Below are 17,681 nucleotides of genomic sequence, written 5' to 3'. Positions count from 1 at the left end.
TTCCATTCACTCGGATCGTCCGGCACGTACCTGCCGGTGAAGGAGCAAGAACAATGGCGTCCGTAACTTTCGACCACGCGTCCCGCGTCTACCCCGGGGCCACTCGCGCCTCCGTCGACAAGCTCAACCTCGAGGTGGGCGACGGCGAGTTCCTCGTCCTCGTCGGCCCCTCCGGCTGCGGCAAGTCCACCTCCCTGCGCATGCTCGCCGGCCTCGAGGAGGTCAACGAGGGCCGCATCCTCATCGGCGACCGCAACGTCACGGACGTTCCGCCGAAGGACCGCGACATCGCGATGGTCTTCCAGAACTACGCGCTGTACCCGCACATGTCGGTCGCCGAGAACATGGGTTTCGCGCTCAAGATCGCCGGCGTCAACAAGGACGAGCGCGCCGCGCGGGTCCTCGAGGCCGCGAAGATGCTCGACCTCGAGCCCTACCTGAACCGCAAGCCGAAGGCGCTCTCCGGTGGCCAGCGCCAGCGCGTCGCGATGGGCCGCGCCATCGTCCGCAAGCCCCAGGTGTTCCTCATGGACGAGCCGCTGTCGAACCTCGACGCCAAGCTCCGCGTGTCCACCCGCACCCAGATCGGCACGCTGCAGCGCCGCCTGGGCATCACCACGGTCTACGTCACCCACGACCAGACCGAGGCGCTCACCATGGGCGACCGCATCGCGGTCCTCAAGGACGGCCTCCTCCAGCAGGTCGGCTCGCCCCGCGACCTGTACGAGAACCCGAACAACGTCTTCGTGGCCGGCTTCATCGGCTCGCCCGCGATGAACCTGTTCCACGCGGACGTCACCGACGGCGGCGTCAAGTTCGGCGACACCGTCCTCCCGATCGCCCGCGAGGCGCTCGCGAAGACGAGCCAGAAGGTCGTCACGCTCGGCGTGCGCCCCGAGGACGTCACCGTCTCGACCCAGCCCGGCGGACTGCCGATCGAGGTCGACCTCATCGAGGAGCTCGGCTCGGACGGCTACCTCTACGGCCACACCGAGGTCGAGGGCCGCCGCACCGACATCGTCGCGCGCGTCGACGGCCGCGTGCACCCGACCGCGGGCGACCGCGTGTACGTGACCGCGAATCACCGCGTGCACATCTTCGACGCGGAGTCGGGCGAGCGCCTCTCCTGAGCCTCCTCCTGCACCGCACGCTGCCGCCGTCCCCTCCAGGGCGGCGGCAGCGTCGTCTGCGGCTCCCCCACCGTCCGACACGCGACACGAACGGCGCACCATGTCCGGCTCCCTGAACATCACCTCGGCCACCGTCGACCCGGCCCTGCTCGACCTGCCGTGGAACCTGCGGCTCGACGACTGGCCCGACGAGTACATCGCCGCCCTGCCGAAGGGCATCTCGCGGCACACGGTCCGCTTCGCCCACCTCTCCGGTCACGTCGTCGCCGTCAAGGAGACGACCGCCGAGATGTCGCGGCGCGAGTACGAGATGCTGAAGACGCTGCAGCGCCTCGACGTGCCGTGCGTGGTTCCGGGCGCGGTGATCACGAACCGCACCGACGACGAGGGCGAGGCCCTGCCCGCCGTGCTCGTCACCCGTCACCTCAAGTTCTCGCTCCCCTATCGGGCGCTCTTCTCGCAGACACTGCGGCCGGACACGGCGACCCGTCTGGTCGACGCGCTGGCGCTCCTCCTGGTCCGCCTGCACGTGATCGGCTTCTTCTGGGGCGACGTCTCGCTCTCGAACACTCTCTTCCGGCGCGATGCCGGCGCCTTCGCCGCCTACCTGGTCGATGCGGAGACCGGGCAGCTCTACTCGGGCGGCCTCTCGAACGGTCAGCGCGAGAACGATCTGGAGATCGCCCGCGTCAACATCGCCGGCGAGCTGCTCGACCTCGAGGCCGGCGGTCGCGTCGACGACGACCTCGATCCGATCACGGTCTCCGACGGCATCGTCGCGGCGTACCGCAGCCTCTGGAAGGAGCTGACCGGTGCCGAGTCGTTCGCGACCTCGGAGCGCTGGAGGATCAACGACCGCGTGAACCGGCTGAACGAGCTGGGCTTCGACATCGAGGAGCTCGCGATCAAGACCGACGAGGCCGGGTCGACGGTGCGGATCCAGCCGAAGGTGGTCGACGCCGGCCACCACCAGCGGCGACTGCTCCGTCTCACCGGGCTGGACGCGCAGGAGAACCAGGCGCGGCGCCTGCTCAACGACCTCGACTCGTACACGGCGACCTACGACAAGCAGGGCCTGGACGAGGAGATGGTGGCGCACGAGTGGCTGGCGCAGGTGTTCGAGCCGGTCATCCGCTCGATCCCCCGCGATCTCAAGGGCCGCCTGGAGCCGGCCGAGATGTTCCACCAGCTGCTCGAGCACCGATGGTTCATGTCGCAGCAGCAGGCGCGCGACGTCCCCCTGGCGGAGGCGGTCACCGCCTACGTGAACGACATCCTGCGTCACCGCCGCGACGAGGCGACGGTCATCGCTCCTCCCACCGAGGCGCTGACCCTCCCGAACCTCGTCCTCGACGAGTCCGGCGACGCCGAGCTCACCGACGAGGACGCCGACGTCGACTGGACGAAGAACGTCTGACCCCCCACCACCGCAAGAGGGCCCGCGCTGTCAGCACGGGCCCTCTTCGCATTCCCCCGGCTCGCTCGCCGCAGGCGGCGCCCTCGGTCCGCTCGCCGCAGGCGGCGCCCCTGTCCGCTCGCCGAAGGCGGCGCCCCTGACATCCAGACCTGGAGCGCGGGTGCCGGCGCGGTGAGCTGCAAGGCGGAGGAGGAAGCGATACCGGCGGTATCGCGCCCGACGACAACGCCGCAGATCGCCGTGCCGGTGCCCGCGCTACTCGGAGGCGGAGCGGAGTTTGGAGATCTCGTAGAGCGCGACCGACGCCGCGATCCCGGCGTTGAGGGATTCGGTGGCGGAGCTGATCGGGATGGAGACGACGGCGTCGCACTGCTCGGTGACGAGGCGGGAGAGGCCCTTGCCCTCGCTGCCGACGACGACGAGGAGCGGCCGGTCGGCGAGTTCGAGGCCGGGGAGCATCACGTCGCCGTCGCCGTCGAGTCCGATGACGAAGACGCCCGCGCGCTTGAAGTCCTTGATCATGGCGGTGAGGTTGGACGCCATCGCGACGGGGATGCGTGCGGCGGCTCCGGCGGAGGTCTTCCAGGCGGCGGAGTTGAGGCCCACGGAGCGGCGCTGCGGGACGATGACGCCCTGTCCGCCGAACGCGGCGACGGAGCGGATGATCGCTCCGAGGTTGCGCGGGTCGGTGATGCCGTCGAGGGCGACGAGGAGGGGGACCGCTCCGCGGGAGACGCTGCGCTCGAGCAGGTCGCTCGGGTGGGCGTACTCGTAGGGCGGCACCTTCAGCACGAGGCCCTGGTGCACGGAGTCGGGGCCGGCGAGGCGGTCGAGCTCCGGGCGCATGACCTCGAGCACGGGAAGGCCGCGGGCGGTGGCGATCTTGAGCGCCTCCTTGACCCGGTCGTCCATCTCGATGCGGGTCGCCAGGTAGAGGGTGGTGGCCGGGATGCTGGCGCGCAGCGCCTCGAGGACCGAGTTCCGGCCCGTCACCATCTCGAAGTCGTCGCCGCTCTTGGGCTTGCGCGACGGGGCGGGGCGCCCCTGTCCGCGGGCGGCCGCGGAGAGGGCTCCGCCGGGACGGCCCTTTCCGCCGGCGGCGACGAAGCGCTCGCGCGCGAGCTTCGCCTTGCCTGCGGGGTGGTAGGGCCGGTCCTCGGCCTTGGGCGTGGGCTTCTTGCCCTCGAGGGCCTGACGGCCCTGACCGCCGGAACCGACGGCCTTGCCCTTGCTCTTCTTTCGGACCGCTCCGGGGCGGCCGGGCTTATTCGCCATCGAGACTCCAATGCGCACCCGTCTGGGTGTCTTCGATCGTGATTCCCGCCGCGGCGAGATCGGTTCGGATGCGGTCGGCGCTCGCCCAGTCGCGCTGCTCGCGCGCGGTCTGGCGTTCGGCGACCAGGCGGTCGACCAGCACGCTGAGCGCGCGGTACGAGGGTTCGTCGTCGGAGCGCGCCCACTCGGGCGCCTCCGGGTCGATGCCGAGCACGGCCGCCATCGCGAGCACCTGGGTGCGCAGGGCCGAGACGGAGCCGAGGTCCTCGGCGTCGAGGGCGGCGTTGCCGGCGCGCACGGTCTCGTGCAGGACGCCGATGGCCTGCGGGACGGACAGGTCGTCGTCCATCGCCTCGGCGAACTCCTCCGGGACCACCGGCTCGCCGAGCGCGGCGAACCGCGTGCCGTCGAGGCGGCGGCGGGAGCGCTCGAGGAAGCCCTCGATCCGCTCCAGCGCCGCTTCGGCCTCCTCGAGGGCTCCGTCGTGGAACTCGAGGGTGGAGCGGTAGTGGGCCGAGCCGAGGTAGTAGCGGACGACGAGCGGGCGGGCCGCTTCGAGCAGCTCGGAGGCGAACACCGAGTTGCCGAGCGACTTGCTCATCTTCTGGCCGGTGACGGACACGAGGCCGTTGTGCAGCCAGTAGCTGGCGAAGGCGTGGCCGGCGGCGCTGGACTGGGCGAGCTCGTTCTCGTGGTGGGGGAAGCGCAGGTCGAGCCCGCCGCCGTGGATGTCGAACTGGGTGCCGAGGTACTTCGTCGACATCGCGGAGCACTCGATGTGCCAGCCGGGGCGCCCGGCGCCCCACGGCGAGGCCCAGGCGGCCGACTCGGGCTCCTCCGGCTTGGCGCCCTTCCAGAGAGCGAAGTCGTGCGGGTCGCGCTTGCCGCGCGGGTCGGCGTCGGTCGCCGCCTCCATGCTCTCGAGGCGCTGGTGGGTGAGCGAGCCGTAGTCCGGCCAGGACCGCGTGTCGAAGTAGACGTCGCCGGAGTCGTCGGGCGCCGGGTAGGCGTGACCGCGCTCGATCAGGGTCCGGATGAGGGTGATCATCTCGGCGATGCTCGCGGTCGCGCGCGGCTCGTAGGTCGGCGGGAGGATGCCGAGGGCCGTGTACGCGGCGGTGAACTCGAGCTCGACGCGGTAGGCGAGGGCCCACCACTGCTCGACCGGCGCGCCCTCGGGCGCCCGACGCCGCGCGTCCTCGGCGAGGGCGAGGATCTTGTCGTCGATGTCGGTGACGTTGCGCACCAGGGTGACCTGGAAGCCGCGGTACGCCAGCCAGCGGCGCAGCTGGTCGTAGGCGAGGGCGGAGCGCAGGTGCCCGATGTGGGGCGAGGACTGCACGGTGGGTCCGCAGACGTACATCCCGACCTCGTTCTCGCGGAGGGGGACGAAATCGACGAGGGCCTGGGCCTTCGAGTCATGCAGTCGCAGAGTCACGCGGGCGAGTTTACCGGGCGGACCGCTCCCGGCCGGGTCGGCGGCTCCGCCCGGGGACTACCGGGCGACAGCGGGGGTGGGGAGGACGAGTGCCGTCGCGGTCGCGGCGACCCCTTCGCCCCGGCCGGTGAAGCCCAGCGCGTCCGAGGTGGTGGCGGCGACGCTGACCGGTGCGCCGAGCAGCTCCGAGAGCAGCCTCTGCGCCTCTTCGCGCCGCGGCGAGAACTTCGGGCGGTTGCCGATGAGCTGCACCGAGACGTTGCCGATGGCGAAGCCGGCGGCCTCCACCAGCTCGCGGGTCGCGCGGAGGAAGACCTCGCCGTGGGCGTCCGCGAAGCGCGGGTCGGCCGTGCCGAAGCGGGAGCCGATGTCGCCGAGACCCGCCGCCGCCAGGAGCGCGTCGCAGATCGCGTGGGCGACCGGGTCGCCGTCGCTGTGCCCGGACAGGCCCCGCTCCCCCGGCCAGTGCAGCCCGGCGAGCCAGAGCGGCGACGCGTCGTCGAAGGCGTGCACGTCCGTGCCGATGCCGACGCGCGGCACGACGACGACGGGCGGCGGTGCGAGCACCTGCTCGGCGCGGGCCAGGTCCCAGGGGGTGGTGATCTTGAAGGCGAGCGGATCGCCGGCGACGACGATCGAGGGGCCGCCGCGCGAGGCGAGGAGCGCCGCGTCGTCGGTGAAGTCCTCCTCCGCCGAGGCGTAGGCCTCGTCGAGGAGCGCGCGCGGGAAGCCCTGCGGCGTCTGCACCGCGGCGAGCTCGGAGCGGTCCACCGTGCCGAGGATCCCGCCGTCGGCGCGGATGCGCTTGATCGTGTCGGTGACCGGCAGACCCGGGATCACTCCACCGCGCGTCTCCCGGACCGCCGCGATCACCCGCTCGAACTGGTCGACGGGCGTGAGGGCGCGGGCGGCGTCGTGCACGAGCACCGTCTCGACGGCCGGGCCGAGCGCCCGGAGCCCCCGAGCGACCGACTCCTGGCGGCTGGCGCCTCCGGCGACGACGCTGACGGAGCCGTCCGGGGCGCCGGCGGCGTGCGCGAGAGCGGCCGTCTCCTCGAGGAGGGCGGCGGGAGCCACGACGACGATCTGGACCGGCTCCGCGAGCAGCAGCACCGTGCGCAGGCTGCGCTCCAGGATCGTCCTTCCCGCGCAGTCGACGTAGGCCTTGGGGCGCTCGCCGCCGAGCCTCGTGCCGCTGCCGGCGGCGACGACGACGACGGCCGCGGTCGGCGCGCCGGCCGGACCGTTCAGGATGCGAGGACCTCGTCGAGGAGCACGGAGGCGGCGTCCTCGTCGGTCTTCTCGGCCAGGGCGAGCTCGGAGACGAGGATCTGGCGGGCCTTGGCGAGCATGCTCTTCTCCCCCGCCGAGAGGCCGCGGTCGCGGTCGCGGCGGGTGAGGTCGCGGACGACCTCGGAGACCTTGACGACGTCGCCGGACCCGAGCTTCTCGAGGTTGGCCTTGTAGCGGCGCGACCAGTTGGTCGGCTCCTCGACGACCTCGGCGCGCAGGACCTCGAACACGCGCTCGACGCCCTCGCGGCCGATGACGTCGCGGACGCCGACCAGGTCGACGTTGTCGGCGGGCACCTCGATGACGAGGTCGCCCTGCGCGACGCGGAGCTTCAGGTACGTCTTCTCCTGGCCCTTGATCGTCCGGGTCTTCACCTCGGCGATCGTGGCGGCTCCGTGATGGGGGTAGACGACCGTCTCTCCGACCTCGAACTGCATGCGACGTCCTTTCAGCGGCGGACAGATTACCATGCGCGCCGAGCGGGACGGGAGTCCGGACGGGCGGAGCCGCGGTGCTCGCTACGCTAGCCTGGTGTCGGCTCGTGCACAGTGAAGTCGCCCTGTCCGGGGCGAGCGGGGCCGACGATCTGGAGGTTCCTGTGAAGGCGCGTATCGCTGCATCCGTCGTTCTCGCGGTCGGCGTCGCCCTCGCTACCGCCGGCTGCAACCTCGTCGCCCCGCAGGCGACGCGCAAGATCTACGACCCGAGCGACGGAGTCGGCGCGACGATCGGCGATCTCGCCATCCGCAACGCGATGATCGTCTCGGACGACGGCGAGGCCGGCACCCTGATCGTGACGCTCGTGAACTCCACCGATGAGGCGCTGAGCGTCGAGGTGCAGTACGAGGGCTCCGCGGGCCGCACCAGCGACACCGTCGACGCCGTCCCCGGCCGTACCGAGGTCCGCCCCGACAGCACCGAGGCCGTCCAGATGGACGACATCGACACCATTCCCGGCGGCCTGCTCCCCGTCTACTTCCAGTACGGCTCCGAGCAGGGCAAGGAGCTCCTCGTCCCCGTCCTGACGAACGCCCTCGAGGCCTACTCGACGCTGACTCCCGCTCCCTCCGCGACGCCGACCGTCACCCCGACGGCCGACCCCGCCCGGACCGCGCTCCCCACTCCGACCGCCGAGCCCGGCGTCGACGCTCCCACCGCGGAGTAGCCCCCTCCGCCCTCAAGGGCCGTCCACCCCGGTGGGCGGCCCTTCGTCGTCCCCGCAGGTCACGATCCGCCGACTCCGTCGGCCACTCGACCACCATTCGCGCGACGTCCGGCTGCGCGCGTCTCGATACACCGACTCCGCCGACCACTCGAGCACCACGCCCTGAGCGACGCCCCCGCCCGGCTCGTCGCGAAGCGACGGCCCCACCCTCGACGGCTCGTCGCGCAGCGACGGCCCCACCCTCGACGGCTCGTCGCACAGCGACGGCCCTACCCCATCCGGCTCGTCGCGCAGCGACGGCCCCACCCCTCACCCCTCCAGTACAGGGTTGATCGCGGGTCCTGGCGGGGTGAGCTGCAAGGCGGAGGAGGGCGCGATACCAGCGGTATCGCAACCGACGACAACGCCGCAGATCGCCCCGCCAGGGCCCGCGATCAAGCGTCGAAGCGGTAGCCGAGGCCGCGGACAGTAACCAGGAGCACCGGCTCCTTCGGCGTCTTCTCGATCTTCGAGCGGATGCGCTTGACGTGGACGTCGAGGGTCTTCGTGTCGCCGAAGTAGTCGCTGCCCCAGACGCGGTCGATGAGCTGGCCGCGGGTGAGGACGCGGCCCGCGTTGCGGAGGAGCATCTCGAGGAGCTCGAACTCCTTGAGGGGCATCGGGGTCTCGACGCCGTCGACTTCGACCGTGTGGCGTTCGATGTCCATGCGGACGGGGCCCGCGACGACGATCCGCTCCTCGCCGGGCTCCTCGGTGCGGCGTCGGAGGACGGCGCGGATGCGGGCGAGCAGTTCGCGGGTGGAGTAGGGCTTGGTGACGTAGTCGTCCGCGCCGAGCTCCAGGCCGACGACGATGTCCACTTCGGAGTCCTTGGCGGTGACCATGATGATCGGGACGGAGGAGCGGGTGCGGATCTCGCGGCAGACCTCGGTGCCGGGCATGCCGGGCAGCATGAGGTCGAGGAGGATCAGGTCGTAGTCGCCCTCGTCGAAGGCGGCGACGGCGCGGTTGCCGTCCTCGGCGACGGTGACGTCGTAGCCCTCGCGTTCGAGCAGGTAGCTGAGGGGCTCGCTGAGGGCGCTCTCGTCCTCGACGAGCAGGATGCTGGTCACGCGTGTTCTCCTATCGGGGCGGTCGCCGCGAAGGGCGTCCGGGCGGGGTCGGCTTCGGGGAGCCGGATGGTGAAGGTGGAGCCGCGGCCGGGCTTGGACCAGACGCGGACGTCGCCGCCGTGGTTCTGCACGGCGTGCTTGACGATGCTGAGGCCGAGGCCGGTGCCGCCGGTGTGGCGGGAGCGGGCCTGGTCGACGCGGTAGAACCGCTCGAACACCCGGTCGAGGTCCTCCTCCGGGATCCCGATGCCCTGGTCGGTGACGGCGATCTCGACGACGCCGCCGGTGGAGCGGACGCCGATGCCCACGCGGGAGCCGGCGGGCGAGTACTGGATGGCGTTGGCGAGGAGGTTGTGCAGCGCCGAGACGAGCATCTTCTCCTGCCCCACGACGTAGGCCTTCTTCATCCCGCCCTTGACCAGGGTGACGTCGTGCGACTCCGCCATGACGTGGGTGGTCTCGAGCGCCGCCGTGACGACGTCGTCGACGCGGATGATCTCGGCGGAGCCGGCGACGTCGGCGGCCTGGAGGCGGGAGAGCTCGATGATCTCGCGGGTGATCTTCGCGAGGCGGTGCGACTCCTGGGTCAGCCGGTGCGCGAAGCGGCGCACCTGCTGGGGGTCGTCGGCGGCGGAGTCGAGGGCCTCGGCGAGCAGGCCGACGGCGCCGATCGGGGTCTTCAGCTCGTGGGAGATGTTGGCGACGAAGTCCCGGCGGACGGCCTCGAGCCGGCGCGCCTCGGTGTGGTCCTCGGCGATGACGAGGACGTAGCGGGAGCCCAGGCGGGTCGCGTGGACGACGAGCGTCACGGCAGCGTCGGAGAGCGGGCTGGTCGCGAGCTCGAGGTCCTGGACGATGTCGTCGCCGAAGCGGCGGACGCGGTCGACGATGGCGGCGAGGTCGGGGTGGAGCAGCGTGTCCTGCGAGACCAGGCCGAGCGCGACGGCGCGGGTGGACGCCTTCAGCACGTTGTGCGACGGGTCGGTCACGAAGGCGGGCGAGCCGACGGCGTCGATGATCGCCTCGATCCCCTCGGGGAGCCCGACCGAGATCACGTCCTGCGCGATGCGGCCCTGGCGGGCGGCGAGCGTGAGCACGGTCGTCAGAAGGATCCCGATCGCGACACCGAGAACGAGCGACAGAACCACGATCAAGCCCGAATCCACGGACCCAGGCTAACCATCCACCGGGCGTCCCCCTACCGGACGCCCGTCGATCCTCCGGGGGTCGAGTACTGTTCAAACGCCCGGCACCGTCCGTTAACCTGCCGTGGTCATCATGACTGCGCCTGCGCCCACGGAGTGCAGTCGCAGCGGCGTGCGAGGTGCTCGCCGCAGAACCGGCGCCGTCGTCCGCGCGCGCCGTAGAGAGGGTCGAACACAGATGCGCGAAGTTTTCCAGCAGGAGCTGGCCGAGGTCCAGGAACGACTCGTCGAGATCTCCGGACTCGTCGAGATCGCCATCGAGAAGGCGACCCAGGCGTTCAACCACTCCGACGTCACCCTCGCGGAGGAGGTCATCGCGAGCGACGCGCGCATCGACGAGCTGGCCATCAGCCTCGACGAGCTCGCGATCGACATCCTCGCCCGGCAGAACCCGGTCGCCCGCGACCTGCGGATCGTCGTCTCGGCGCTGCGCATCAGCGCGTCGCTCGAGCGGATGGGCGACATCGCCGAGCACATCGCCCAGCTCTCGCGCTACCGCTTCCCCGACAAGGTGGTCCCCAAGAGCCTGCGTCCGACGTTCGTCGAGATGGGCCGCCTCGACGTGGTCGTCGCGCACAAGCTGACCGACCTGCTCCGCTCGCAGGATCCGCGCATCGCCGAGGAGATCCGCGACGAGGACGACAAGATCGACGAGCTGCACGTCAGCGTCTTCGACAAGGTGCTCAGCGAGGCGTGGAAGGGCCAGGCAGCGGACACCGTCGACGCGACCCTCGCCAGCCGCTACCACGAGCGCTTCGCCGACCACGCCGTGTCGATCGCCAAGAAGGTCCAGTACCTGATCTCGGGCGACTACTCCTAGTCGACACCTCGGGCTCCGGCCCGTCTCACCGTCCGGCCCGCAGGAACGATCGTCTCCTGCGGGCCGGACGTGTCCGTGCGCTCCGCCTCCGGGGCTGCGTGAACGGCCCGCCGGAGTCGAGGACTCGGGCGGGCCGTTCACGCGTGCGGGGCGGTGCTACTTCTTGGCGCCCTGGGCGGCGACGGCGGCGGCACCGGCGGCCGCGGCCTCGGGGTCGAGGTAGCGCGCCTCCCCGATCGGCTCGAAGTCCTCGTTCAGCTCGTAGACGAGCGGGATCCCGGTCGGGATGTTGAGCTCCGCGATGTCCGAGTCCGAGATGCCGTCGAGCGTCTTCACCAGCGCGCGGAGGGAGTTGCCGTGCGCGGTGATCATGACGGTCTTGCCCGAGGCGAGGTCCGGCTTGATGTCGGACTCCCAGTACGGGAGCATCCGCTCGATCACGAGCTTCAGCGACTCGGTGCGGGGCAGGGCGTCGCCGAGGTCGGCGTAGCGCTCGTCGTGCGCCTGCGAGTACTGGTCGTCGTCGTCGAGCGGGGGCGGCGGCACGTCGAAGGAGCGGCGCCAGGTCTGGAACTGCTCGGGGCCGTACTCGGCGAGGGTCTGCGCCTTGTCCTTGCCCTGCAGGGCGCCGTAGTGGCGCTCGTTGAGGCGCCAGGAGCGCTTGACGTCGATCCACAGGCGGTCGGCGACCTCGAGGGCGATGTTGGCGGTCTGGATCGCCCGGGTCTGGCGCGACGTGTAGACGATGTCGGGGTGCAGGCCCGCCTCGGTCAGCAGCTCGCCGGCACGGGTGGCCTCCGCGACTCCCTGCTCGGTCAGGCGCACGTCGACCCAGCCGGTGAACAGGTTCTTCTGGTTCCACTCGCTGTTGCCGTGGCGCACGAGGATGAGGGTGTAGGTCTCGGACATGCGTCCAGCTTAGAGGCGGCCCCCTCGCCCGCGGATACGCTGGAGAGCATGCCCATCGGAGCCGTCACCCGCGGAACGACGGGCACGAACCGCCTCCGCCGGGTCGACCGCCGGCTCGCCGAGCTGCCCGTCCTGCGCAGCACCGCCTCCCCGCTCGTCGTCGATCTCGGCTTCGGGGCGAGCGCGGTCACCACGCTCGAGCTGCACCGCCGGCTCGTCCGGGCCGCGCCCGACGTCGAGGTGCTCGGCCTCGAGATCGAGCCCGCACGGGTCGACACCGCTCGGCGCCAGCTCGCCCGGGTGAGGGAGGGCGGCACGCCGTTCCCCGCGGACGCGCGCGTGCGCTTCGAGCGCGGCGGCTTCGAGGTGCCCCTGCCCGCGGGGCGGCGGGCAGGCGTCATCCGCGCCTTCAACGTGCTCCGCCAGTACGACGAGGACGTGGTTCAGGGAGCCTGGGCGACGATGACGGACCGTCTGCAGCCCGACGGGGTCCTGGTCGAGGGCACCTGCGACGAGATCGGCCGCATCTGCACCTGGATCGAGGTCGGCCGGGAGGGCCCGCGCTCGCTGACCCTCTCGCTCCGGCTCGCGGCGATCCCCTCGCCGATGACGGCGGCCGAGCGCCTGCCGAAGGCCCTCATCCACCGCAACGTGCCCGGCGAGGGCGTGCACGCCTTCCTCTCCGCCCTCGAGCGGGCGTGGACGCTGAACGCCCCTCTCGCCGTCTACGGTCCGGGTCAGCGCTGGATCGCGGCGATCCGGGACCTCCGGCCGGAGTGGCCGGTCCTCGGCGGGCCGCGGCGCTGGCGCCTGGGCGAGGTGACGGTCGCGTGGGAGGCGGTCGCCCCCTCCTGCTGAGCGCCGGACCTGAGCGCCGGGCCTGAGCACCGGACCTCCTGAGCCCTAGGCGAGCGGGGGCAGGGCGGCCCGAGCCTCGGCGGGAGCGGCGCCGGTCGCCGTGAGCAGGTCGACGACGAGCGGGCGGAGCAGGACGAGCACCGTCTTCTCGGCGAGGCGCGCCTCCGGGATCAGCCGCTGGGGGTCGAGCGTGGTCGCGAGCAGCACGAGGTCCTGACGCGCCAGGGCGAGCACCGAAGGATCGGCGACCGCGCGGCCGAGCAGCGCGATGCCCGGGCCGAGGGCGGCGACCGCTCCGGCGAGCGCCGGCCGCGGGGCGCCGTCCCCGACGAGGAAGTCGGTGCGGCGCGCGACGATGCGCAGATTCCGGGTCGCGAGGTCCAGCGCGGACAGCATCACGGCCTGGCGGGAGAGCTCGCCGCGGTGCCGGCGGACGAACGGCGAGATCCGGGCGACGCCGGTCGCGGAGTCGAGCGCCGCGGTCCAGCCGTCGATGACCGGCTGCGTCCCGCGGATCCGCTCGAGGGCTGCGGTGGACGCCGAGGAGTCGCCCCGGCGGAGCGCCTCGGCCAGCTCCTCCACCGTCCGGCTGAGCGCGGTGAGGAGCCGATGCGCCTCGGCCCGCGCCGTGCGCAGCGGCGGGCGGGGCACGATCGCCGTGCAGAGCAGCGCCGCGAGCCCGCCGATCAGGCCGTCGACGCTCCGGGTGAAGACGCCTCCGTCCGGCGCAGGGAGGACCATCACCAGCATCGCCTGGGTCCCGGCGGCCACGGCGAACCCCGGCGAGGGCGAGAGGGCCCGGCCGAGCGTGAAGACGATCGCGAGGACGACGGCGAGCTGCCAGACGCCGCTCCCCCACAGCAGGAGCAGGACTTCGCTGGCCGTGATGCCGATGAGCATCCCCGTCGCTGTCTCGGCCACCTGCTTGGGGCGGGTGTCGCGCGCGATGCCGAGGCTCGAGATCGTGGCCGTCAGCGCCAGCACCGGCGCGGGGTGCCCGAGGAGGAAGTGCGCGACGGAGTAGGCGAGGGTCGCCGCGAGCACGATCTGCAGCACGGCGGGGAGCGACGCCCCCGCGCGGGCGAGGGCGCGCGCGGGACTCAGCTCGGGGGTCCAGACGAGACCGCGCAGCCGCTCGGCCGCCCGGCCCCGCTCGGCGGGACGTGCGGCCACCACGGCGTGGCCTACCTGGTCGTCGCCCCGAGGCGGGGCAGGCGGGGCACTCCCGCCTCCGCTCCGGCTCCGGGAGGGACCACGACCTCCTGGGCCGCGGCGACGCGCGAGTCGCCGGCCAGCACGGTCAGCTCGAGGTCCACCGGGACGCTCCGCTTGACGACCGCGAGAGCGACCGGTCCGTCCTCGTAGTGCCAGGCGCTGGAGGTGACCGTGCCGACCTCGACCGGCTCGCCGCCCTTGAGCGCCGTGACGACGTCGCCGTGGGCGGGGAGGATCGAGTCGGAGCCGTCGAGCTGCAGCAGGACCAGGCGCCGCGGCGGGTGCCCGAGGTTGTGCACCTTCGCCACCGTCTCCTGGCCCCGGTAGCAGCCCTTGGCGAGATGCACGCTCGAGCGGAGGAGGTCGAGCTCGTGCGGAATGGACCGCTCGTCGACCTCGGTCGCGTGGCGCGGGCGCCAGGCGGCGATGCGCAGCGCCTCGAGGGCGTCGACCCCGGCGAGGGCCACTCCCACCCCGACGGCCGTCTCCGCGAGGGCCTCGAGGGCCGCTCGCGGGACCAGGACCTCGCGGAGCTCCCAGGAGGCCCCTGGGTGCTCTGTGGTCAGCGCGTACTGCCAGCCGCCCGGCTGGACCTGCGACCACGGGTCGCTCCAGACGACGGGCTCCTCGGCCAGGGACAGGGCGAGCGTCAGGGCCGGCCCGTCGCCGAGGGCGGCGAGGGTCGCGAAGTCGTCGGTGCGGTCGGCGACCTCGACGCGGAGCATGAAGCGCATCCGGTCGAGCCAGGCGGCCAGGCCGGCCGTCTCGTCGCGGTCGAGCAGGAGCCAGGCGGTCTCGCCGTCGTCGACGAGGCGGATGACGTGCTCGATCCGGCCGGTCGGGTCGAGCAGGAGCGTCTCGGCCGACGCGCCGGGAGCGAGGCGCGAGACGGCCTGGCTGGTGAGCGAGTCGATCCAGGTGAGGCGGTCCGGCCCCGTCACGGTCACGACGCCGCGGCCGGAGAGGTCGACGAGCGCGGTGCCCGCGGCGAGAGCGCGCTGCTCGCGGAAGGGCTCGCCGTAGTGGGCGGCGACGCCGGGCTCGGCGGCGCTCGTCGTCGCGACGGCGCCCGGGGCGGCCAGGAGGGGGGAGGGCGCGTCAGTCGACACGGGCGAGCCGTCCGGAGGAGTGGGTCCGCAGGCCCTGGCCGAGCGCGGCGATGTCCCACGCCCAGAGCAGGTGGTCGTCGACCAGGCCGTAGAGGCGCGTGGCGGCGGCGTAGTCCTTCGCCGCGGCGGTGCGCATCACCGCGTCGGTCGCGAGGTCGATCCGAGGCCCCTTGACCTGACCGAGGTAGAGCTCGCTGACCCCGTCCGGGTGCACGAGCGAGACCTCGATGTCGAACCCGCCGGCGGCGTTGCGCAGCGTCTCGACGGACTCGGCGTCGGGGAAGGCGGGTGCGCCGCGGCCGGGCAGCATTCCCGGGCCGGCGTCGGAGTCGGTCAGCGCGCGGCTGAGGCGCCAGTAGCCCGTCTCGGTGACCAGGGGCCGGGGCGCCTCCTCGGCGCCCTCCTCGATCAGCCACGTGTAGGAGTTGTAGTTGAGGTACGGGAGGCCGTCGTAGCTGAAGCTGATGCGATGGCCGAACTCGGCCTGGACGGAGTCGTCGCCGATCGTGTAGTCGATGACGCCCGAGCCCTCCCAGACGCCGAGCAGCCAGGACAGCGGGACGAGCTCGGGCGGCAGGCCCGACGGAAGCGAGATCACTCGGGCTCCGGCGGCGGCTAGCGCTGGCCGCGGTAGAGCTTGTAGACGACCACGCCGGAGACCCACGCGATGGCGAGGGAGGCGAGCCCGAGCAGACCGAGGTAGAAGAGTTCCAGGGCGAGAAGCATGCGCTCATCCTACCCGCCGCCTCCGACGCCGGGGCGGGGCGGACGCGGCCGCTCAGGCGGTGCGGATCCGGGCGCTCGGGACGGGAGGGCGCGACTGCTCAGGCGGGGAGGAGGAGGGCGATCCCGCTCGCGACCGCGACCACGGCCATCGCTCCGACGATGCTCGTCATCGCGCGGAGGAGGTACCCCTCGGCGCGGGCCACGGCGAGCTGCACCGCGAAGGTCGCGAGCACGCAGCCGCCGAACGTCAGCGCGAGCCAGAGCTGCCGGGACTCCGGAGCGGCGATCGCCAGCGTCAGCACGGAGCCCGCGAGTGCGAGCGCCCAGACGACTCCGATGCCCACCCGATCCCTGCCCATCCGACAATTGTGCCCCAGGCGGACGCCCCTCCCGGCCCGCCGCTAGTATTGCGGGCAGACCAGTTCTGGAGGATCCGTGGCGCAGTTGTTGATACTGACCTCGGCGGGAGGCGCCGAGGTGCTCCCCGCACTGGGGCTCCTCAGCCACCGGACCCGGCAGATCCCCGCGGAGCCCGCCCAGCTCGTGAACGCCCCGAGCTGCGATCTGATCCTGGTCGACGCGCGGCAGGACCTCGCCAGCGCCAAGTCGCTCTGCAAGATCCTCACGACCACGGGCATCAACGTCCCCCTCATCCTGATCCTCACGGAGGGCGGGCTCACGGCCGTCTCGGCCGACTGGGGCGTCAACGACGTCATCCTCGACTCGGCCGGCCCCGCCGAGGTCGACGCCCGCATCCGCCTGGTGATCGGCCGGCTGGCGCGGGAGCAGTCGACCTCGCGCATCCAGGCCTCGGGCGTCGTGATCGACGAGGCAAGCTACTCCGCCAAGGTGCACGGGCGCCCGCTCGACCTCACCTTCAAGGAGTTCGAGCTCCTCCGCTTCTTCGCCACGCACCCCTCGCGCGTCTTCACCCGCGAGCAGCTGCTGAGCGAGGTGTGGGGCTACGACTACTTCGGCGGCACCCGCACGGTCGACGTGCACGTGCGGCGCCTCCGCGCGAAGCTCGGCGACCTGGAGTCGCTGATCGGCACGGTCCGCAACGTCGGATACCGCTTCAACGTGTACGAAGAGGACAATGAGCGAGTCGCTCAACCTGTCCGTTGAGGATCTGGCCGATCCCGCGGTGGCGGCCGGCCTCGAGCACCTGATCGGGCGCGCCGCCTGGTTCGACCACCAGCCCCCCTTCAGCGATCAGACCCTCGTCGACGCCCGGGCCGGCTCGCGCACCCTCCTCGTGGGGCTGCGCGCCGACGTGGTCGTGGCGGCGGCGATCCTCGGGCAGGGCGAGCTGGAGTTCGTCGTCGATCCGGAGTGGCGCGGGGTCGGCTTCGGCACCGCGACCCTGGAGCAGGTCCTCGCGAGCGGGCGGACGGGCCTGCTCGCCTGGGCGCACGGCGACCACCCCGCCGCCCGGGCCCTCGCGGCCTCCCACGGCTTCGCCCCGGTGCGCACCCTCCTGCACCTCGAGCTCGAGCCGCTCGCCGCCCCCGAGGTCCGCGTCCCCGAGGGCGTTGTCCTCTCGGACGCCCGCGACCTCGCTCCGGCCGAGTGGATCGCCCTGAACGCGCGGATCTTCGCCGCGCACCCCGAGCAGGGGCGGATGACGGAGGAGGACCTGGCGGCCCGCCGCGCCGAGCCGTGGTTCGACGAGGGCGACTTCCTCCTGCTCCGCGACGCCGACGGCACGCTCCTCGGCTACGACTGGCTCAAGATCGAGCCCGGATCGACGACCGGCGAGATCTACGTCCTCGGGGTCGCCCCCGAGGCGGCCGGACGGGGACTCGGCCGCACCCTGCTGAACGCCGGGCTCGCGCGGATGCTCGAGCGCGGCTGCACCACGGCCGACCTCTACGTCGAGGCCGAGAACCGGTCGGCGGTGGCGCTCTACCGCTCGCTCGGGTTCACGGACGCCTCCGTCGACGTGCAGTACCTGCAGCGCGCCGCGCCGCTGCGCTGAGCCGGCACTCCTCCACAGGGCCTCCCCCGGC

The 17,681-nt window shown here is 72.4% G+C and carries 18 protein-coding genes; 7 read left to right on the top strand and 11 right to left on the bottom strand.

From position 1 onward, the window contains the following. Positions 1-53 precede the first annotated feature (53 nt). Together C5D36_RS10100 and C5D36_RS10095 are read left to right on the top strand one after the other, a co-directional pair. Complete coding sequence (locus C5D36_RS10100) at positions 54-1,130, top strand: ABC transporter ATP-binding protein (RefSeq protein ID WP_104224593.1); 1,077 nt, start codon at positions 54-56, stop codon at positions 1,128-1,130. A 100-nt stretch (positions 1,131-1,230) separates the two neighbouring features. Then, positions 1,231-2,547, top strand: coding sequence for a DUF4032 domain-containing protein (locus tag C5D36_RS10095; protein WP_104226481.1), 1,317 nt, complete (start codon positions 1,231-1,233; stop codon positions 2,545-2,547). Positions 2,548-2,802: 255 nt separating this feature from the next. Here the strand turns inward: C5D36_RS10095 and rlmB are convergent, their stop codons facing one another. From rlmB to C5D36_RS10075, 4 genes are read right to left on the bottom strand one after another with little or no spacing between them, the layout of a single operon-like run. Further along, positions 2,803-3,822: a 23S rRNA (guanosine(2251)-2'-O)-methyltransferase RlmB gene (gene rlmB / locus C5D36_RS10090; RefSeq protein ID WP_104224591.1), complete on the bottom strand. Its 1,020-nt coding sequence runs from the start codon at positions 3,820-3,822 to the stop codon at positions 2,803-2,805. Further along, on the bottom strand, positions 3,812-5,260 hold the full coding sequence (gene cysS, locus C5D36_RS10085; protein ID WP_104295740.1) for a cysteine--tRNA ligase: 1,449 nt from the start codon (positions 5,258-5,260) through the stop codon (positions 3,812-3,814). The genes rlmB and cysS overlap by 11 nt, the downstream gene beginning before the upstream one ends. Before the next feature lie 57 nt (positions 5,261-5,317). Then, a complete protein-coding gene (ispD, locus tag C5D36_RS10080) occupies positions 5,318-6,514 on the bottom strand; it encodes a 2-C-methyl-D-erythritol 4-phosphate cytidylyltransferase (protein WP_104295766.1) in 1,197 nt (398 codons plus the stop codon). Then, entirely contained in the window at positions 6,508-6,990 is a 483-nt protein-coding gene (locus C5D36_RS10075) for a CarD family transcriptional regulator (protein ID WP_104224589.1), read from the bottom strand. The genes ispD and C5D36_RS10075 overlap by 7 nt, the downstream gene beginning before the upstream one ends. Before the next feature lie 161 nt (positions 6,991-7,151). On the opposite strand from C5D36_RS10075, the gene C5D36_RS10070 reads away from it, so the two are divergent. Next, entirely contained in the window at positions 7,152-7,718 is a 567-nt protein-coding gene (locus tag C5D36_RS10070; protein WP_104224588.1) for a hypothetical protein, read from the top strand. Between the two features lie 434 nt (positions 7,719-8,152). Here the strand turns inward: C5D36_RS10070 and C5D36_RS10060 are convergent, their stop codons facing one another. Both C5D36_RS10060 and C5D36_RS10055 read right to left on the bottom strand, forming a co-directional pair. Next, positions 8,153-8,830: a response regulator transcription factor gene (locus C5D36_RS10060; protein ID WP_104227263.1), complete on the bottom strand. Its 678-nt coding sequence runs from the start codon at positions 8,828-8,830 to the stop codon at positions 8,153-8,155. Next, positions 8,827-9,996 carry a cell wall metabolism sensor histidine kinase WalK gene (locus C5D36_RS10055; protein ID WP_104224692.1) on the bottom strand — a complete coding sequence of 390 codons (1,170 nt, stop codon included), beginning with the start codon at positions 9,994-9,996 and terminating at the stop codon, positions 8,827-8,829. Before C5D36_RS10055 ends, C5D36_RS10060 begins: the two co-directional genes overlap by 4 nt. Before the next feature lie 217 nt (positions 9,997-10,213). Here C5D36_RS10055 and phoU point away from each other — a divergent pair, with 217 nt between their 5' ends. Continuing rightward, positions 10,214-10,855, top strand: a complete 642-nt coding sequence (phoU, locus tag C5D36_RS10050; protein WP_104224693.1) for a phosphate signaling complex protein PhoU — start codon at positions 10,214-10,216, stop codon at positions 10,853-10,855. Between the two features lie 156 nt (positions 10,856-11,011). Here phoU and C5D36_RS10045 read toward each other — a convergent pair whose 3' ends face one another. After that, entirely contained in the window at positions 11,012-11,764 is a 753-nt protein-coding gene (locus C5D36_RS10045; protein WP_104224694.1) for a phosphoglyceromutase, read from the bottom strand. A gap of 48 nt (positions 11,765-11,812) precedes the next feature. On the opposite strand from C5D36_RS10045, the gene C5D36_RS10040 reads away from it, so the two are divergent. Then, entirely contained in the window at positions 11,813-12,622 is an 810-nt protein-coding gene (locus tag C5D36_RS10040; RefSeq protein WP_104295738.1) for a class I SAM-dependent methyltransferase, read from the top strand. 45 nt (positions 12,623-12,667) lie between these two features. Here the strand turns inward: C5D36_RS10040 and C5D36_RS10035 are convergent, their stop codons facing one another. The 4 genes from C5D36_RS10035 to C5D36_RS10020 form a co-directional block, all read right to left on the bottom strand. Beyond that, entirely contained in the window at positions 12,668-13,798 is a 1,131-nt protein-coding gene (locus tag C5D36_RS10035) for an aromatic acid exporter family protein (RefSeq protein ID WP_104295737.1), read from the bottom strand. Between the two features lie 8 nt (positions 13,799-13,806). Then, the gene (locus C5D36_RS10030; RefSeq protein ID WP_104295736.1) at positions 13,807-14,946 is read right to left on the bottom strand and encodes a folate-binding protein YgfZ; all 1,140 of its coding nucleotides are present in this window, start codon (positions 14,944-14,946) and stop codon (positions 13,807-13,809) included. After that, positions 14,936-15,544: an FABP family protein gene (locus C5D36_RS10025; protein WP_104224698.1), complete on the bottom strand. Its 609-nt coding sequence runs from the start codon at positions 15,542-15,544 to the stop codon at positions 14,936-14,938. Before C5D36_RS10025 ends, C5D36_RS10030 begins: the two co-directional genes overlap by 11 nt. 226 nt (positions 15,545-15,770) lie before the next feature. Continuing rightward, positions 15,771-16,031 (bottom strand): hypothetical protein, encoded by a 261-nt coding sequence (locus C5D36_RS10020; protein WP_146076503.1) that lies wholly within the window; start codon positions 16,029-16,031, stop codon positions 15,771-15,773. A 76-nt stretch (positions 16,032-16,107) separates the two neighbouring features. On the opposite strand from C5D36_RS10020, the gene C5D36_RS10015 reads away from it, so the two are divergent. Continuing rightward, on the top strand, positions 16,108-16,797 hold the full coding sequence (locus C5D36_RS10015; protein ID WP_104295735.1) for a winged helix-turn-helix domain-containing protein: 690 nt from the start codon (positions 16,108-16,110) through the stop codon (positions 16,795-16,797). Then, positions 16,769-17,650: a mycothiol synthase gene (gene mshD, locus C5D36_RS10010; RefSeq protein ID WP_104249369.1), complete on the top strand. Its 882-nt coding sequence runs from the start codon at positions 16,769-16,771 to the stop codon at positions 17,648-17,650. The genes C5D36_RS10015 and mshD overlap by 29 nt, the downstream gene beginning before the upstream one ends. Positions 17,651-17,681 lie beyond the last annotated feature (31 nt).

The organism is Rathayibacter sp. AY1C6 (genome assembly GCF_002931535.1).
In the GTDB taxonomy this organism is placed as follows: Bacteria; Actinomycetota; Actinomycetes; order Actinomycetales; family Microbacteriaceae; genus Rathayibacter.
This window is presented reverse-complemented; position numbering and strand designations above follow the sequence as displayed.

What these genes read in the sequence shown, in the direction of transcription:
- C5D36_RS10020 (WP_146076503.1), bottom strand. Translation starts at nt 16,031, where the DNA reads ATGGGCAGGGATCGGGTGGGCATCGGAGTCGTCTGGGCGCTCGCACTC.
- mshD (WP_104249369.1), top strand. Translation starts at nt 16,769, where the DNA reads ATGAGCGAGTCGCTCAACCTGTCCGTTGAGGATCTGGCCGATCCCGCG.
- C5D36_RS10040 (WP_104295738.1), top strand. Translation starts at nt 11,813, where the DNA reads ATGCCCATCGGAGCCGTCACCCGCGGAACGACGGGCACGAACCGCCTC.
- C5D36_RS10075 (WP_104224589.1), bottom strand. Translation starts at nt 6,990, where the DNA reads ATGCAGTTCGAGGTCGGAGAGACGGTCGTCTACCCCCATCACGGAGCC.
- phoU (WP_104224693.1), top strand. Translation starts at nt 10,214, where the DNA reads ATGCGCGAAGTTTTCCAGCAGGAGCTGGCCGAGGTCCAGGAACGACTC.
- rlmB (WP_104224591.1), bottom strand. Translation starts at nt 3,822, where the DNA reads ATGGCGAATAAGCCCGGCCGCCCCGGAGCGGTCCGAAAGAAGAGCAAG.
- C5D36_RS10100 (WP_104224593.1), top strand. Translation starts at nt 54, where the DNA reads ATGGCGTCCGTAACTTTCGACCACGCGTCCCGCGTCTACCCCGGGGCC.
- C5D36_RS10045 (WP_104224694.1), bottom strand. Translation starts at nt 11,764, where the DNA reads ATGTCCGAGACCTACACCCTCATCCTCGTGCGCCACGGCAACAGCGAG.
- C5D36_RS10095 (WP_104226481.1), top strand. Translation starts at nt 1,231, where the DNA reads ATGTCCGGCTCCCTGAACATCACCTCGGCCACCGTCGACCCGGCCCTG.